General features: G+C 37.4%; 17 protein-coding genes and 1 pseudogene. 9 read left to right on the forward strand and 9 right to left on the reverse strand.

Annotated elements, in window-relative coordinates:
• Positions 1-62 precede the first annotated feature (62 nt).
• From ELQ35_RS01960 to ELQ35_RS01970, 3 genes are all read right to left on the reverse strand, one after another.
• On the reverse strand, positions 63-641 hold the full coding sequence (locus ELQ35_RS01960) for a PIN domain-containing protein (RefSeq protein ID WP_185861627.1): 579 nt from the start codon (positions 639-641) through the stop codon (positions 63-65).
• Positions 619-1,350, reverse strand: a complete 732-nt coding sequence (locus ELQ35_RS01965; protein ID WP_185861628.1) for a helix-turn-helix domain-containing protein — start codon at positions 1,348-1,350, stop codon at positions 619-621. Before ELQ35_RS01965 ends, ELQ35_RS01960 begins: the two co-directional genes overlap by 23 nt.
• Before the next feature lie 173 nt (positions 1,351-1,523).
• Positions 1,524-2,288: a DUF3891 family protein gene (locus ELQ35_RS01970; RefSeq protein WP_185861629.1), complete on the reverse strand. Its 765-nt coding sequence runs from the start codon at positions 2,286-2,288 to the stop codon at positions 1,524-1,526.
• 529 nt (positions 2,289-2,817) lie between these two features.
• Here ELQ35_RS01970 and ELQ35_RS01975 point away from each other — a divergent pair.
• The 4 genes from ELQ35_RS01975 to ELQ35_RS22470 all read left to right on the forward strand — a co-directional run bounded on the left by ELQ35_RS01975 (position 2,818) and on the right by ELQ35_RS22470 (position 4,522).
• Positions 2,818-3,405, forward strand: coding sequence for a transposase (locus tag ELQ35_RS01975; protein WP_126863187.1), 588 nt, complete (start codon positions 2,818-2,820; stop codon positions 3,403-3,405).
• A 6-nt stretch (positions 3,406-3,411) separates the two neighbouring features.
• The gene (locus ELQ35_RS01980; RefSeq protein ID WP_126863188.1) at positions 3,412-3,663 is read left to right on the forward strand and encodes an FmdB family zinc ribbon protein; all 252 of its coding nucleotides are present in this window, start codon (positions 3,412-3,414) and stop codon (positions 3,661-3,663) included.
• A 415-nt stretch (positions 3,664-4,078) separates the two neighbouring features.
• Positions 4,079-4,255: a UPF0175 family protein gene (locus ELQ35_RS22920; RefSeq protein WP_246025936.1), complete on the forward strand. Its 177-nt coding sequence runs from the start codon at positions 4,079-4,081 to the stop codon at positions 4,253-4,255.
• A gap of 108 nt (positions 4,256-4,363) precedes the next feature.
• Positions 4,364-4,522: a PIN domain-containing protein gene (locus ELQ35_RS22470; RefSeq protein WP_185861630.1), complete on the forward strand. Its 159-nt coding sequence runs from the start codon at positions 4,364-4,366 to the stop codon at positions 4,520-4,522.
• A gap of 245 nt (positions 4,523-4,767) precedes the next feature.
• Here the strand turns inward: ELQ35_RS22470 and ELQ35_RS01990 are convergent, their stop codons facing one another.
• Positions 4,768-5,457 (reverse strand): YhjD family protein, encoded by a 690-nt coding sequence (locus ELQ35_RS01990; protein WP_126863189.1) that lies wholly within the window; start codon positions 5,455-5,457, stop codon positions 4,768-4,770.
• A gap of 3 nt (positions 5,458-5,460) precedes the next feature.
• Positions 5,461-5,784, reverse strand: a complete 324-nt coding sequence (locus tag ELQ35_RS01995; RefSeq protein ID WP_126863190.1) for a YolD-like family protein — start codon at positions 5,782-5,784, stop codon at positions 5,461-5,463.
• Between the two features lie 359 nt (positions 5,785-6,143).
• Here ELQ35_RS01995 and desA point away from each other — a divergent pair, with 359 nt between their 5' ends.
• Together desA and ELQ35_RS02005 are read left to right on the forward strand one after the other, a co-directional pair.
• The gene (gene desA / locus ELQ35_RS02000; protein ID WP_126863191.1) at positions 6,144-7,175 is read left to right on the forward strand and encodes a Delta(5) desaturase DesA; all 1,032 of its coding nucleotides are present in this window, start codon (positions 6,144-6,146) and stop codon (positions 7,173-7,175) included.
• 92 nt (positions 7,176-7,267) lie between these two features.
• A complete protein-coding gene (locus ELQ35_RS02005) occupies positions 7,268-7,813 on the forward strand; it encodes a response regulator transcription factor (protein WP_126863192.1) in 546 nt (181 codons plus the stop codon).
• 366 nt (positions 7,814-8,179) lie between these two features.
• Here the strand turns inward: ELQ35_RS02005 and ELQ35_RS02010 are convergent.
• From ELQ35_RS02010 to ELQ35_RS02020, 3 genes and pseudogenes are all read right to left on the reverse strand, one after another.
• Positions 8,180-8,580: pseudogene (locus tag ELQ35_RS02010) on the reverse strand (substrate-binding domain-containing protein); the annotation flags it as partial.
• Between the two features lie 212 nt (positions 8,581-8,792).
• A complete protein-coding gene (locus ELQ35_RS02015) occupies positions 8,793-9,404 on the reverse strand; it encodes a cyclase family protein (protein ID WP_126863193.1) in 612 nt (203 codons plus the stop codon).
• Positions 9,405-9,689: 285 nt separating this feature from the next.
• Positions 9,690-10,358, reverse strand: a complete 669-nt coding sequence (locus tag ELQ35_RS02020; RefSeq protein WP_126863194.1) for a bifunctional 2-keto-4-hydroxyglutarate aldolase/2-keto-3-deoxy-6-phosphogluconate aldolase — start codon at positions 10,356-10,358, stop codon at positions 9,690-9,692.
• 136 nt (positions 10,359-10,494) lie between these two features.
• Between ELQ35_RS02020 and ELQ35_RS02025 the strand changes: the two genes are divergently transcribed.
• On the forward strand, positions 10,495-11,310 hold the full coding sequence (locus ELQ35_RS02025; RefSeq protein ID WP_246025937.1) for a DeoR/GlpR family DNA-binding transcription regulator: 816 nt from the start codon (positions 10,495-10,497) through the stop codon (positions 11,308-11,310).
• A gap of 8 nt (positions 11,311-11,318) precedes the next feature.
• Here the strand turns inward: ELQ35_RS02025 and ELQ35_RS02030 are convergent, their stop codons facing one another.
• Complete coding sequence (locus tag ELQ35_RS02030) at positions 11,319-12,128, reverse strand: DeoR/GlpR family DNA-binding transcription regulator (RefSeq protein WP_246025938.1); 810 nt, start codon at positions 12,126-12,128, stop codon at positions 11,319-11,321.
• 697 nt (positions 12,129-12,825) lie between these two features.
• On the opposite strand from ELQ35_RS02030, the gene ELQ35_RS02035 reads away from it, so the two are divergent.
• Entirely contained in the window at positions 12,826-14,313 is a 1,488-nt protein-coding gene (locus ELQ35_RS02035; RefSeq protein ID WP_221884948.1) for a sugar ABC transporter ATP-binding protein, read from the forward strand.
• Positions 14,314-15,393: an ABC transporter permease gene (locus tag ELQ35_RS02040; protein ID WP_126863197.1), complete on the forward strand. Its 1,080-nt coding sequence runs from the start codon at positions 14,314-14,316 to the stop codon at positions 15,391-15,393.
• Positions 15,394-15,595: the final 202 nt, after the last annotated feature.

The raw sequence follows: 15,595 nt of genomic DNA on the forward strand, positions 1-15,595 counted from the left end.
AAAAGGAAATAAGTAACAAAACTATTACAGCTGTCTTTATTAAGCGCGAGGCTACTATATTATCAAATTCCTATTAATTTAGCAAAATCAATAGGATGGATACGTTCAATATTTCCTATGGTTTCAGGAAATTTTCTCTTATTTGAAGTTACGATATATTCGCATTCAGTGGCCACTGCGGTAGTCCAGACATGGGCATCTTGGAGGTCGAATTCAGACAAGGGTTTAGTCATATTATTGTCTTCTAATATAAATACAACCTGCTCCTGTGTCATTAAGGTTAATTCATATAACATATCACCGATTGGTGTTCGATGATCTGCCATTTTTACGACTTCATAACTATGACGGGAAACTAAACTTTCTGAAACAGGTTGACCACGAAGTGCGGGAAATACAACTAACTCCATGAACTTTTCGAAATATGAATCAGTAAACTGAAAAGAATTCTTGCCTTGTTTAATACCTTCTAAGGCGTACCTTCTGAATTCAAACAGGCATATACTTGAGATAACAGCTTGATACCTGCCGGCTCTCGCGGCTCTGAGCAGTTTTAGATTTAGCCCATCAGTAAGAATTGAACTGCAGAGAACGGTAGTATCAAGCATAACTCTGGTTTCAGGTTTCAAGATCAAACTCATCAATCTCCCCCCCGGCAATTTCTCTATTGCGCTTGTGGAGGTCATTAAGAAATGCCTCTGCTTCTCTTGCCTGAGTAAGTGACACTTTAAAATGTTGTTTAGGTATTTTCCACTGTTTTCCTGGACCTTGTTCAGCACCGGGATAAACCCCTTGTTTGCACCAACGGCGAATTGTTTGATCACTTACACCAGCAATTTCGGCTGCTTCTTGAGGAGAATAATATTCACTATTTGAGTTTAAGGTGTGATCATGTTCTTCCAAAGGTAAAAAGTTTGCTGCGGATACTTCGTCTGAAAAAAGTGCAGGATAACGTACTTGTAAAGAATTTCTGTAATTATTTACTATAATCATTTGAAGCAGACTCTTCATAAGGACTTTGTGCAGATGTTCGGCTTCTTGCTCATCCTTGGCGAATAGATGGGTAAACCTATCTATATATTCAGTTAAGTTTTCGGCTAACTCTTCCTTCCTTCCTTCCTTCTGAAATTGCTCAATTTCATTAGTTAGTTGCTTCATATAAGAAATTTCCTGCTCATTTAGTTCAAGAGGATGATCTGGCAACGGCTCCACTAAACTAATTTTCATTTTATTAAACATATCCATGAAAATTTGTTTAACAACAGTTGTAACCTTACTATAATCTTCATATTGGGATAAAGTAAGAGCTACATCCCACATCTTATCGCTTTGAGATTCTTTCACAATCATGTAAAATACCTCCTTCTTCATCTAATTATACGTAATTTTACCCAAGAAGCCAACAACATATTCAACAAAGTCAACAAGAGGTATATATCGCAACGGGTTTGAATATATAGCGTCTTTTTAACAGAAGCAAATCAATAATTAGGGTCTTGTTTGTAATACTGCTCTGAACTAACCTATTTCAAAGTAAACGTTCTTTCTTTCCAATCCGTATCCCTATAGGCTTTCTCAATCCCCCATTGATGGATATCTGCTTTCATTACTTCCTTTACTTTAATGGATACAGCAGCCGGAAAGGCTAAAGGAAAAGGACGCAGAGATACTTGCTTCGAGTCGAGCCACTCTGCGATGATCTTATGCCCGTCTGTAAACGGAAAGATTTCTCGAAATCCGTTTTTAAACCAAGGGAATTCTTCCGCCTTGGGTGTTCCAGGTTCTTGTATGCACAAATATAAAGAGAGATCATCACAAAATTGGACCATCAGAAAGTGAGTTTTTAATAGGTCTTTATTATGTACCTCAAAGAGGTTCAATTGTTCCATCAAACGGTGCTGCCGGGCTTTTTCCTGTCTGGAGAATTCCATGGCGGCGGGCTCCTTGGACCCGACCAAAAAGGAAACATAGTGAAGACTGCACAGCAATCCGGCGTACGGGGACTGCCTTTCAACTTCATCGATTCCTTTTTTATAAAAGGTAAGCTTAGGGATCAGAGGAAAGTCGATGAAGGAATACGGCTCCTTGGTCCCATCATTCCAAAAAGGAGTTTCATCCAGATCGATCCAGGCACGGTCATGTTGGAAGATGGCAAAAATCACCTCACTCCATCTCTCGGTTCTTTTGATATAAGCAGGATTCCAATGCCGGGCAATATGCCCCGAAAGCAGACCGTGATGATGCTGCGGCGTCATTATCCAATCGTGTTCTCTCTCATAGATGACCAAGCTATCCCCCCCCCCCCCCGTTTTTCTACGGTATTTTATGTTGTTTCCTCTACTATATTTCATATATTTACTAAGAGGCAAGATTAACGAATGAATAAACAGTATAATGATCGTCTCGTATTTCTTCGATTTTTACAATGACAACATTTCTAGAAGGGATAATCGTGGAGGAGCCGTATGCGAGGACCCGCCCATACGGATCTGTTTGAGGTGCATAAGAAAATCATGCGCCTACTCTATTAAATAACAAAAAGAAATGCGTTATAAGTGATCTCAATATATGAGATGTACTTCTTTAGGTTAAGAATTAAAAGAAAAACGCTTTTTTTGAAGCAGCCCCATTTTTTAATAGAGGAATGCGGCTTTATACAGTCAAAAGTAAGGACTTTATTGTCACTCAACAATAATCAATTTTTTAAAAATTTTTCGAAAAATTTATTGATTATTTTATTGTTTAGGAAATTATAAAATATTCGACATTCCTTATGAATACGTAAGGAAGTCCTGGCAAAAGGTCGTGTTAGATTTAATGAAGAAATGGTTCCCGGAGAATCGAAAGGCAAAAAAATTAATCAACGAGTTGTTCCAGAGATATCCAAAAGGATTCTATGTGAACGCAGAACAGAAGATGAGGGATGCCAAAGGCGCAGCAAAATGCATAGGAAGATATTTGGCTAGACCGGCAATTGCAGAATATCGTATAGAAGAATACGACGGAAAGACGGTTCGTTTTTGGTATGAAGATCATCAAACTGGAAAGAGAGTAGATAAAACGGTACCCGTATATACATTTATCTTTAATCTTATACAGCACATATCTCCCAAGCATTTTCGAATGTGTGGCCGATTTGGTTTGTATAGCAGAAGAACCTACCAAAGAGCTAAAACCGTATTAAGCTTATATGCATTCATTAGAACCAAACAGATCTCTTTCCTTTTAGAGAGAAAAAAGAAGAAGAAAACATATCGTCAACGAATGGTAGAAGCATTTGATCAAGACCCATTTCTGTGCCCGTACTGCCAACGTCAGATGGACTTAGTAGAAATATGGCATGCCGATTATGGATTCCTGTATCATTATATGGAGGATATGGAATGCGTAAAGTATCGGGGATAGATGGAAATGAAAAAAGACAAAGAGCCGGTTGAGCTGAACAAAGAATTGTTAAAATGGCTAGATGAAGAGGATCCTTTTGGTTTAAATGAGGACATAAAAACCATCCTATTCACATGTTTAGAATGCGGGGAGGAGGATGATATTCCTGAGTATGTCGTCCATGAATTCCAAGTGGTTCTAAAAAGAAATGAAGAGGTGGAAACAGTGTGTCCAGTTTGTGGTGGGACGATGCGAAGAGCGGGAAAAAGCCCCAAGTGAATACTCTCTCTTGGGGCGTCATTAAGTCGCGTTAGCGATTTTGTTCTTCTGGTGAGACTCTACCGCGCTACCGCTTGCTGTCCTTATAAATAAATAAATAAATAAATAAATAAATGGATCTCGTTCCATCCATTTATTTATAAGAAGGAAAATGCCCCCACAAAAAATTCACTAATTTTGGGTGTCACTCTCCCGAATAATCTTGTTCACAGAATTATTCAACGGGCGGTGGGAATGGACCTAAATCTCACATATGACAAAGAAAATCTCTGTGGACTAACCTAAATTAGTGAGACTCACAAACCCTAGCTCCTTAGTGGAGTAAGGGTATTTTAAAGCGGGTGAACTGAATGAGAATATGGTAAGATAATTGTAATTGTAATCGTATGTAGTCAAAAAAAGGGAGTGAAAGTCAATGTTGAATCAAGATGATATGAATGTCCGTTTGCCTAATGAAATTATACGTATCTTAGATAAAAGCATCAACGGAAAGAACATAGAGGATAAAGTACGCTTATCGCTCGCTATCGGTCTGTTTGTTGATCGGACGGTAACGTTAGAACGTGCTGCGGAGTTTTCTGGCAAGGGCTAACTTTATCGATATATTACGAAGCAAAAAGATCCCTTGGATGGAATATACCGCTGAGCATCTTGAAGACGATGAACAAGCGATACAGAAGTATACGGAAGGATTATAGAGATGAATTCAATCATTACAAACACCAGCCCAATCATCGCGCTCTCCATCCTCGGCAAGCTATCTCTGCTGTGGGAGCTGTTTGACAAAGTGTATGTTCCAAAGGCCGTTCTTCAAGAACTAGCGGGTAGGATTCCCTCCAAGAAAGAACTAGCAATTTGATTTCTGGTGCATGTCACTCCCCGAGTTTTGTCGAAGGTGAGAGTTTTTAGATTGGGGAAATGATCCAAGAAGGTATTCTAAATGATTTTCTAGCTTTTTGATCAATTCTTTAGCTATAAAAATTTTCCTTTTGCTTTTTTTATGCTGTCAATGACGCGACTTATTTCATGATCAGAAATGGAGACCATATCTAGACACCTCCTATATGATTTAGTATATCGACTTTGATCAAGTTTATCGAGATTCTAGATTAAAAAGTGTGACTTAATCTCTTTTTTAAAACGGCAAGTCATCGGTCTAACCTGCCTAACAACCTCTGTAATATCCTGCTCATTATTATATAGCACTTGCTCGATTTCAGACTCCATATGACCCAACGCAGACATCTTAATCTGTCTGACAAATTCATATGCAGCTACAGCCGCGGTAAATTGCGGATCCTTCCGAAACTCTTTTGCATTAACCGGGAAACTGCCCTGGTGCAAGGATCTTGAATAGCCTGTCATGTGGACAGTCAGCTGCACTTTGATGGTCCCTGGTCCGGGTTCTACGGGATATTCAACCTCAACCTTCTTTTCCTCAAATCTGCCGAACAGATAATAATCGAGTAAATCGTACACATTATTCCTGATGGTTATGGCTGGGTAAGTATGGGACTCACGCTGCCCCTTATGGATGAAAACATGTCTGCTAGTACCATCATCCAGTTTTTCTTCCTCGATCTTCATGCCGGTCTCCCACATATGTTCCTTAGTTTTCCTGATGTCCTTATGTACGGCCGCTATGGTCTGTTCGAGTAACTGCAGATAGGACAATCTGAATGTAAACTTCGCTTTTTCGATGACCAATCGATCCTTTTCTAATACTTTAAGCACTATTGGCAGAAAAACAGCTTGCCTCAAGGCATTACGGTCCCGTTCAGATAGTTGAATCATTATTCATATCCTCACTGACTTAATGCTATCAATAGGTATGAACGTTTCTCCACTCAATAAATCCAGTTTGATCAGCTTGTTTAGCTCATCTACCTTGGCAACGATTCCCGTTCGTTTTGTAAACAAACCATCTTTCCAATAAACAACACGGATAGGCAGCGTGTAGTTGAGTGAATCCATTACCAGGATCCTGATCCGTTCGAGTTCTTGTTCATCTAACACCGGTTTCTCCACAAGTTTCTGTTCTTCGGTCCATGCAGATAACAACTTCACATGTTCAGGAAGCATGATGGAGGTCCATTTTTTCGCGCCTCTGTCATTGATCATCTTTATCAACTCCTTAAACATATTGTATGCGAACTTACGTTCCATATTCAATATCTAAAAAGATGGTAAACAAGGAAGTATAATTCCACTGAATACGGCCATAACGAAAATCAACTTAAATGTCGCTGCCGCCTTATATCGAGAGGAATTTTATAAAAGGCTTGTAAGTCCAAATGGAAAACCCCCGTGATATTTTTATTACTATAATTACTACCGAGGAGCTTCACCAAAAATACGGAAGTGAGAACAACTTGTATATGACATTTGTCATACCCAACTCATGACACCTGGTACTAACAATGTCATTTACCTTGCCTTATAATTTGAATTAACAACACCAAAGGAAGTGAATTCTAATAATGTCCTTACAAAATACTAAAAACCTGAAAAAACAAGTTGCTCCTTTTGAAAAATCTACGACAAAGGAAAGTGTATGGCAGATTTTTAACACGTTAGTGCCATTTATTATCTTATGGTACCTTGCATATATAAGTCTTTCCGTTTCTTATTGGGTAACATTAGTTCCTGCTGTGATAGCAGCTGGATTTTTGACACGGATTTTCATAATTTTTCATGATTGTACCCATCATTCCTTTTTTAAAAACCGCCGTGCCAATAGAATAGTTGGGACATTTATGGGTGTTCTAACTTTATTTCCGTTTGATCAATGGGGGCATGAGCATGCCGTTCATCACGCTACAAGTGGTAATTTGGATAAGCGGGGTACAGGAGATATTTGGACCCTTACAGTGAATGAATATTTGGCAGCACCACTTAGACTTCGCTTAGCCTATCGTTTTTATCGCAACCCATTCGTTATGTTTGGATTAGGTCCTATTTATGTTTTTCTTCTTAAAAATAGATTTAACCGAAAAGGTGCCAGAAAGAAGGAACGCAGGAACACTTATTTGACGAATATTCTAATCGTTGCTTTAGCAGGATTACTCTGCTGGGCACTCGGATGGCAGTCGTTTCTTTTAGTACAAGGTTCCATATTCTTAATCTCAGGTTCAGTAGGCATTTGGCTGTTTTACGTACAGCACACATTTGAGGATTCTTATTTTGAAGAAGATAAAGAATGGGAATATGTGCTAGCAGCAGTGGAAGGAAGTTCTTTTTATAAGCTTCCAAAACTCATGCAATTTCTTACTGGTAATATTGGCTTCCATCATGTCCACCATTTAAGTCCAAGGGTACCTAACTATAAACTGGAAAAGGCACACAATAATGCGCTTCCTTTAAAGAACGTACCAACGATTTCGCTTGCTACAAGCTTGCGGTCCATCCGTTTCCGCTTATGGGATGAGCAAAACAAGAATTTTGTTGGCTTCAAAGACGTCAAATATTTAGCGAAAAAAAGTGCTTCTGTTCAAGTAAAGCCTGAACTATAACTTAATCATATATGGCTGACTCCCCTTTATAATCCTTGATTTAAGGGGAGTCTTTGCTTAATAGGGAGCTGACAGATAGGGAGGGAATGTACATGATTCGAATTGTAATTGCAGAGGGTCAGGAAATGCTGTTAGGGGCAATTGGTTCCCTGCTCAATTTGGAGGATGATATGGAAGTGGTTGGGAAGGCGAGCAATGGAAAAGAGGCACTTATTCTTGTGCACCGATTACAGCCGGATATTTGTATCATGGATATAGAGATGCCTGAAAAGAGCGGACTTGAGGCAGCAGAAGCTATAAAGCCATTTGGATGTAAAGTAATGATTTTAACAACCTTTGCAAGGAAAGGTTGTTTTCAACGTGTATTGCAAGCTGATGTAAGAGGTTATTTATTGATGGACAGCCCGAGCGAGGAGTTAGCCTGCTCGATTCGCAGAATTATAGAGAGAAAGCGAATTTACTCCCCTGAACTAATGGACGATGACCCCAGCGATAACGAACGGGAAATGGAAGTGTTGGAACTGCTGGCGGATCATCAAACCACAAATGAAACCTCTAATCCGCAAAGTAACACAACTGGAACTGTCAGAAATTATTTTTCAACAATAATAGATAAAATAAAGTTACCAACCGGTTAGAAATGTTTATTGATGATGGAAATAGAACAAGCAGAAGATATGACGCAAGAAGAATACAAGCCGAATGTAATAATCGGTGTTAAAATGGTTCTTCCTTTTTGGTGAAGGAATATAGGTGGATGTTTGTACATCTGGCAAGGGATTGACCAACGCGGGTTTCGCTCCGGAAAAATGCATTGCGGGCAATCAGGGTTATCACAAAAGAACTTTCTTGACCGTATATGGAGATCGACCTGCAATGAAAGGATAGGTGTATCCTTAATCTTTCTCCAGTATCCGAAGATATATGAATTCATGAGTATAAGGTACAATAAATAAGTAAAAATAACCTGAAGCTTAAAGTAGCTCCAGGTTATTCGTGAGTTATTAGAAGTCGTAATCATCGATGTTGTCTTTTTTGAAGACAACCCGTTCTGGTAATAGGATAATCCCGCTGTCGTCTGCTTCATAATCATATCCTTGAATGGAGTTGGGTTCGATTTTGACTTTACCCACATTTGGAAAGTCAAATTCATCCCCGACTTTCAGTTTTTTCCCTTCAATAGTCATTAAATAAACAACATATGTCGCCCTTGCTTTTTGACGTCCCATAAACCAAATTGTTTCACTGTATCTCGTTTTACATAATCTCTCATTACATTCGGGGTGGAAAATCGAGTAACTACAACATCTCCAGCTTTTTTCAGGTTTTCAGTTGCCTGAGCCATGGCAGGAAGGGCCGTCGCATCCGGACAAATAATAGCATCGATATCTGGATAGGTCTTTAGTCCTATTCCATTTGTTGTCCGGTTTACTGTAAAATGCTATTTCTAATATCAAGCAACAGCCAATGTGAATTATTGATTTAAAGAATTGTGGTGTTGATCTTATCTTCTTTTAATGGGAAAGTTGTTTTCCCTTTTAATACGTCAAAAAAGAGGAACAACTGACTGAAGGTTGTTCCTCTATTATTATTATGTGTTTCTGCTGCTCTAGTTTTCTAGTCAAATAACAAAACTCTAGCAGGAGCGGCATCTGTTCCGATTAACTTTAAAGGAGCTGCCACCATAAAATACTCCCCTTGTTGAACGTCTTTTAAGCGTAAACCTTCAATGATGATCACATTATTAGAAAATAAGCATTTATGCGTGGGATGATTTGGTTGGCTTCGTTCAACACCAAGTGAATCAATACCTACTCCGCGAATTCCTATTTCGGCAAGATACCTAGCGCCTTCTTCATTGAGGTAAACAAAATTATAATTAAACTCCTCTTCAAAAGAATTTTTCGTTTTGAAAAGAATGAAATCATTAGCTCTAATAGGAAGCACTTCTAAATCTGATTTTGAAATTGAATCATTTACATTTGTGAGATCAAATACTTTTGCTTGACCAACAAGGTCTTGAATAGAGATACTTTCTATCTTAGCTCCTTCATTTGTCATATGTAGTGGAGCATCAATATGCGATCCACTGTGGACATCGAGCGAAAGGCGTGATTCTGTGACATGACCTTTCGTTACAGTGTGGATTTTCGGTTGTTTTTCCGGTCTGTTTTTATAGACGGGCATTCCTTCAAAAATTGGTGATGAGATATCATATATTTTTTTCAATATACTGCACTCTCTTCCCTTTAATAAGTTCTTAATGGCATCAAGTAAGTTTTTCAAAGTTATTTTCGGCACTAATGGATGCTTAGTCCATTTAGAATTTAGTTTAATAAATAAAAACCAGTTGCTGTATCTTTAGAGGCGGTAATTCGTTAAATAAAACGTCGTCCGTATTCCCACCTGGCGGATTTAACTTAGTCCACTTCCAATCTAATATATAAGCAATAGACATAGAGATAATTTGTTTTGCTCCGTTATACAACCAATGAGCTATACCCACAGGGGATATTATGAACTCGACCCAATTTTATATCGATATCTAGCTTCTGTAATTTTCTGAATGAATTGTTTTCCGGTCTCTGTTATTGAAGCGTAATCACCTTGATTTGCTCCACTGGTAAGAGAATTGCCAACTCCTACCGCTACAGCTCCCGATTTAATCCATTCTTCAACATTTCCAAGACTTACTCCTCCGGTGGGCATGAGTTGCACATGGGGGAGAGGTCCTTTGAACGTCTTAATTATACTAGGTCCAAACATTTCACCTGGGAATAGTTTAAGAATATCAACCCCCAATTCCATTGCCTCCACCATTTCCTTTAATGTTACAACACCTGGAATACAAGGAACTCCATATCTATTGCACATCTTTATTATTTCTTCATTGAAATAGGGAGTTACAATATACTGAGCACCTGAAAGAATGGCAATTCTTGCGGTTTCAGTATCCATAACCGTACCAGCTCCTAAGATGATGTCATTGCTCAAATATTTATCTGCCAAATCATTAATTACCGTCTGAGCATTGGGGATTGTAAACGTTATTTCAATTGCATTAATTCCTCCTTCCAGGCAAGCATCTACGATTCTAAAACCTTTTTCGCTATTCTCTGCCCTTACAACACTAACAATACCGGTTTCACAAATTTGATTAATAGTTGCACTCTTATTTTTCATTTATTTTCTCCTTTAAAATAAAGAATCATATACAAATAATTTAATAACCCCAAAGAAATGGTGCACTCCTTAAGAATTGATTTTTTTGAATATAATGCTAATATATATTATAAAACAATAAAAAAGGATGATATATGTGAAAGACATAGAAGCATTTGATAATTCTGAAAGTGAATCCAATACACTATTTGCAGAAGAAAGAAAAAGTGAAATTGTGAAATTGGTTAACTCAAAAGGAAAAGTCCTTGTTCCTGAATTAGTAAAGTATTTCAATCTGTCTCCAGCTACAATAAGAAATGATTTGCGCGAATTGGAACAGCTTGGATTAATCAAAAGGACACATGGCGGTGCCATTCGAGTTGAAACTCCAAAAGTAGCTTTTGAACCGGTGACTCAACAAAAAATGGTGGAAAACGTTGAACAAAAAAGGTCGATTGCCAGAGCAGCTTTGAATTTTATTGAAGAAGGTGATATTATCATCTTTGATACTGGAACGACAATCTTAGAATTAGCGATGAGTTTAAAAGATCTAAATGTCACGATTATTGTTAATGATATTGATATTGCCAGATGCTTGGAAGAATATGAAAATATTCAGGTAATATTGATTGGTGGATCTTTAAGAAAAAAGTTCAGGTCAACTATAGGTCCATTTGCAATAAAAATGTTGTCTGAAATCAATGTTGATAAGGCATTCATAGCAGCTAATGGCTATAGTATCACTCGTGGCTGTACTACACCAGACATTAACCAAGCAGAAATCAAAAAGAAAATGATTGAGGTTGCAAACGAAACTATTTTGCTATGTGACAGTAACAAAATGAAAAAAAATTCCTTTATACAATTTGCTTCTCCAACCGAAATAAGTACGATAATTACAGACAAAGGAATAGATCAATCGGATGTAGAACAAATTACAAATTTGGGTGTTCAAGTAATTGTCGCAAAATAGTCCATGAACTATCCATCTGCGACAATTACTTTGAGGTCAGAATCAATAAGTTTTTGTAACGTTATCTGGTTTATGTCATTATCAGTTATCAAGATATCTATTTCTGCAGCCGGCACAAATTGCACAAAGGAAGTTATACCAATTTTACTGCTATCACAAAGAACGATGACTTGAGATGCAATGTCAGACATAACTTTTTTGATTTCAGCTTGGCTTACATCCGGAGTAGTACATCCCTTTTCTAAACTAAAGCTATTTGTTGATAAGAAAGCTTTATCAACATTAATTTCACTCAATGTCTTAGTAGCAAACTGACCTACTGTACAATGAAATTTCTTTCTTAAGGTACCACCTATAATTAAAACTTGTATCCCATTTGAATCGTCAAAGCATCTTGCTATTTCTAAATCGTTCACTACTACAGTAATATTTTTTATCTCCTTTAGTAACCTAGCAAATTCCAATGACGTGGTACCAGCATCTAATACAATAACATCTCCTTCCTCGACTAACTCAAAAGCTTTTTTCGCAATAGCATGTTTTTGTGTCAGATATTCATATCCCTTAATTTCACTCTCCTTTTCAAAACCTACAGTGGGAAAGACTAATGCAAGAGCTCCTCCGTGGGTTCTTTTTAATAATCCATCGTGTTCTAGATCCCTCAAATCATTTCTAATCGTTGCCGCAGATACTTGAAAATAATCAACCAATTCTGGAACCAGAATTTTTTCCTGTACATTTAGAATTTCAACAATTTCATTTTTTCTTTCTTCCGCAAATAAATGCCCCTTATTGTTATTGGTGTTATTTATTGTCAAATCCTACACCTCCTTACTAATCAATTAACATTTTTTAAAAAATATTATATATTATCATTTAATTTCATTTTAGTTTTTTTTCTGATAAATTGTCAATACATTCTGAGTTTTTTCTTTTATAAGAGGAAGTAAAGCAATAATCCTCTGTTAATCTCCTTTCATATCTTAGCGTTTTATTTTCATCTCCCTAAATTCCCCTTCAATAATTTAACAAGAGTGTGAATGTATTGCATGCTTTTCCCCTTTTATATTCATAATTTGGAACATATATAACAGTTTCCTTATACCATGGCTTAACATCAAGGGTATATACCGGACTGTGAACCATATATAGGACAAGTAAATTAGTCTGAAACATTCGACTTTAAAATTTATTCAAAATTATTAAAAAACATATTGACGTTAATATATTTATAAATTACAATAAACACAAGCAAAAAAAATAAATTAAAACATAAAAACAACATTTGATAACACAAAATTTCAATATTACTATTAAATGAAAAGGAGTAGTTACAATTACCTGAATGATAATTTTTAGATATGGAGATATTTGTTTTGAGAATTTTTGTAACAAGCGCTTAAGCTAAGATGAAATGAAAGCGGTAACATTATTCTTAAATACTAATAAATACATTAGTAATAGTTCCGCATCATAATGATAGTTACAGATAGTGGCTTAAAACGGGGGGATAATGTGAGTCTATTAAAAGCAAATAATATTCATAAAAGATTCCAAGGGGTAGTTGCTTTAGAGGGAGTTAACTTCGAATTGAAATCGGGTGAAGTTCATGCACTACTAGGAGCAAATGGTGCAGGAAAATCAACTCTAATCAAAATAGTATCTGGATATCATGCTGCAGACGAAGGGGAGATACTTGTTAACGAAGTAAAAATTCCATTCAATGACCCGAAAGCCTCTCATAAAGCTGGAATTGCAACTATACATCAAGAACACAATTTGATTCCGCATATGAGTGTTGTGGATAATGTCATGTTAGGTCAATGGATTGGACGATACGGCGTTGTGTCTGAGGAAGAATGTCGTAAGAAAGCTTTAAACGCTATTAATCGAGTTGTACCCGGTTTAGATTTGGATCTATATGGGCATCAACTTACACCCGCTGAAGGACAGTTGGTTGAAATAGCAAGGGCATTATCAGAAGAAGCAAAGATATTAATTATGGATGAGCCTACTACCTCTTTATCACCAAGAGAAATTGAGCGTTTGTTTAATGTTATGCGTGACCTGAAAAGTCAAGGAATTGGGATTATTTTTGTTTCACATTGGCTTGAGGAAATTTTTGAAATTTGTGATTGTGTCACAGTATTTAGAGATGGAAGATATGTTGGAAGTGAAGATATTAAAAACCTTGATGAAAACACAATTATACGCATGATGGTTAACACTGATGTTCCTGAATTATCTCCTCAAAAAAGAAACCCAGGTAAAGAGATATTAAAAGTACGTAATTTATGTAAGGATGGTGTATTACAGAATATTTCATTTGACTTACACGAAGGTGAGATTCTTACAATTGGCGGCCTGGTAGGTGCTGGTAGAACAGAACTTGCCCGTTGTATCTTTGGGGTGGATGATTACGATTCTGGTGAGGTGCTTATCGATAACATACCTATTCCAAAAAACTCTCCCCGGGCAGCGGTTAAAGTAGGGATTGGATTTGTACCGGAGGACAGAAAAGGCCAGGGACTTGCAAGAAATCTCACGGTAAGGGAGAACTTTACATTAAGTCTCTTAGATAAAGTTACTCATTTAGGTTTTATAAGTAAAACAAGCGAATTAGATATTTCAAATGAACAAAGTGCCGCACTGAAAGTTAAGGCCCCGTCTATGGAAGCCAATATTATGACTCTTTCAGGAGGTAATGCTCAAAAGGTGGTTATTGGAAGGTGGCTGGCTAGGAAACCACGGGTTTTAATTTTAGATGAGCCAACAAAAGGTGTAGATGTGGGCGCCAAAGCGGAAATTCATAGATTAATTGGTGAATTTGCGGAATCCGGGATGGCAGTTTTACTGATAACATCCGAAATGCCAGAAGTCCTTCTATTAAGTGATCGTGTCTTAGTTATGCGTGAAGGACGGATTTCTGGGAAATTAAATAGATCTGAAGTTTCACCAGAAAGTGTGATTAGTTTCGCAACTGCAGAGGAGGTAGTTTATTAAATGAATTCAAAATCAAAAACAGGATTTATTCAAATTTTGAGGAGTTTTGGTCGTAAGTTTTCAGACTTACAAGGTTTACTGATTGCTATACTTGTTCTTGGTACTGTATTAAGCATATTGTCTGATAATTTTCTTACAGGGAACAATATTGTAAATATCTTATACCAAGCAACAATTGTGGCGGTAGTTGCGCTTGGACAAACCTTTGTTATCCTTGTTGGGGGAATTGATTTATCAGTCGGTTCTCTTATCGCTCTAAGTTCTGTACTTTCAGTAGGCTTAACGGTGAATAACGGATTGCCTCCATGGCTTGGTATAACTATTACTCTAATTCTGGGAATCATTTTCGGACTTGCACATGGTTTGGCTGTTACAAAGTTACGAATGCCATCACTCATTGTGACACTTGCGAGTTTAAGTTTAGCTAGTGGATTGGCCTATGTTTATTCAGAAGGGCAGAACATTATCCCAGTCCCCGAGGTATTCGAAACGATTGGGAATGCGCAATTTTTTGGAGGACAGATCCCGGTGTTTATTCCGTTTGCACTCGTTCTCATAATTATTTCTTACATCACACTAACAAAAACCCGTTTTGGTAGACAAATTTATGCCGTAGGCGGAAACCAAATGGCATCTCGTCTTGCAGGAATTCCTTCAAACCGTGTAATTGTTATAGCCTTTGTAATTTCCGGGCTTTCAGCAGCAGTAGGCGGACTTATGATGACAGCACGCTTACAATCCGGCAGCCCTATTATCGGTTCAGGTATGGAACTAACAGTGATTGCTGCAGTTGTAATTGGTGGAACAAGTCTGTTTGGAGGACAAGGAAATGTAATAGGAACGGTATTAGGCGTACTGTTGCTTACGATGGCATCAAATGCTATTGTCTTGCTTTCTATACCCCCAAATTACGATAAGGTGTTTACTGGATTAGTCATTGCTATCGCGGCTGCGCTTGATATTTACCGTCAAGGAAAAAATACAACCAATATGAGCCGATTAAAACGCAGTTCGTCAGGAAAGGAAGTGGCCAAAAATAGTAATCCTAAAACCGAACAAAACAATAGTAATGTAAGTTAGTTCACAAATGAGAGACAAGGTAATCTGATTGTCTTTGTTAAACCCTACTTAATTTCTTAATAATACTTCAAGATGAAAATCATAATTCTTCTCAGCTTCAATCATACTCATAAAAACCCACCTACGAGACGCATTTTAAATACACCAGATTATCATAGAAACCCACACAATAGATAAACAGAGTCTTAAAGAATATCAAAAT

The sequence above is a fragment of the Peribacillus cavernae genome (genome assembly GCF_003989135.1).
GTDB classification, from domain to species: Bacteria; Bacillota; Bacilli; order Bacillales; family DSM-1321; genus Peribacillus; species Peribacillus cavernae.

Excerpts from the sequence above, each read along its gene's own strand:
- ELQ35_RS01960 (WP_185861627.1), bottom strand. The coding sequence starts at position 641 with ATGAGTTTGATCTTGAAACCTGAAACCAGAGTTATGCTTGATACTACC.
- ELQ35_RS22920 (WP_246025936.1), top strand. The coding sequence starts at position 4,079 with ATGTTGAATCAAGATGATATGAATGTCCGTTTGCCTAATGAAATTATA.
- ELQ35_RS01990 (WP_126863189.1), bottom strand. The coding sequence starts at position 5,457 with ATGATTCAACTATCTGAACGGGACCGTAATGCCTTGAGGCAAGCTGTT.
- ELQ35_RS01975 (WP_126863187.1), top strand. The coding sequence starts at position 2,818 with ATGAAGAAATGGTTCCCGGAGAATCGAAAGGCAAAAAAATTAATCAAC.
- ELQ35_RS02005 (WP_126863192.1), top strand. The coding sequence starts at position 7,268 with ATGATTCGAATTGTAATTGCAGAGGGTCAGGAAATGCTGTTAGGGGCA.
- ELQ35_RS01980 (WP_126863188.1), top strand. The coding sequence starts at position 3,412 with ATGAAAAAAGACAAAGAGCCGGTTGAGCTGAACAAAGAATTGTTAAAA.
- ELQ35_RS01965 (WP_185861628.1), bottom strand. The coding sequence starts at position 1,350 with ATGATTGTGAAAGAATCTCAAAGCGATAAGATGTGGGATGTAGCTCTT.
- desA (WP_126863191.1), top strand. The coding sequence starts at position 6,144 with ATGTCCTTACAAAATACTAAAAACCTGAAAAAACAAGTTGCTCCTTTT.
- ELQ35_RS02020 (WP_126863194.1), bottom strand. The coding sequence starts at position 10,358 with ATGAAAAATAAGAGTGCAACTATTAATCAAATTTGTGAAACCGGTATT.
- ELQ35_RS01995 (WP_126863190.1), bottom strand. The coding sequence starts at position 5,784 with ATGATCAATGACAGAGGCGCGAAAAAATGGACCTCCATCATGCTTCCT.
- ELQ35_RS22470 (WP_185861630.1), top strand. The coding sequence starts at position 4,364 with ATGAATTCAATCATTACAAACACCAGCCCAATCATCGCGCTCTCCATC.
- ELQ35_RS02040 (WP_126863197.1), top strand. The coding sequence starts at position 14,314 with ATGAATTCAAAATCAAAAACAGGATTTATTCAAATTTTGAGGAGTTTT.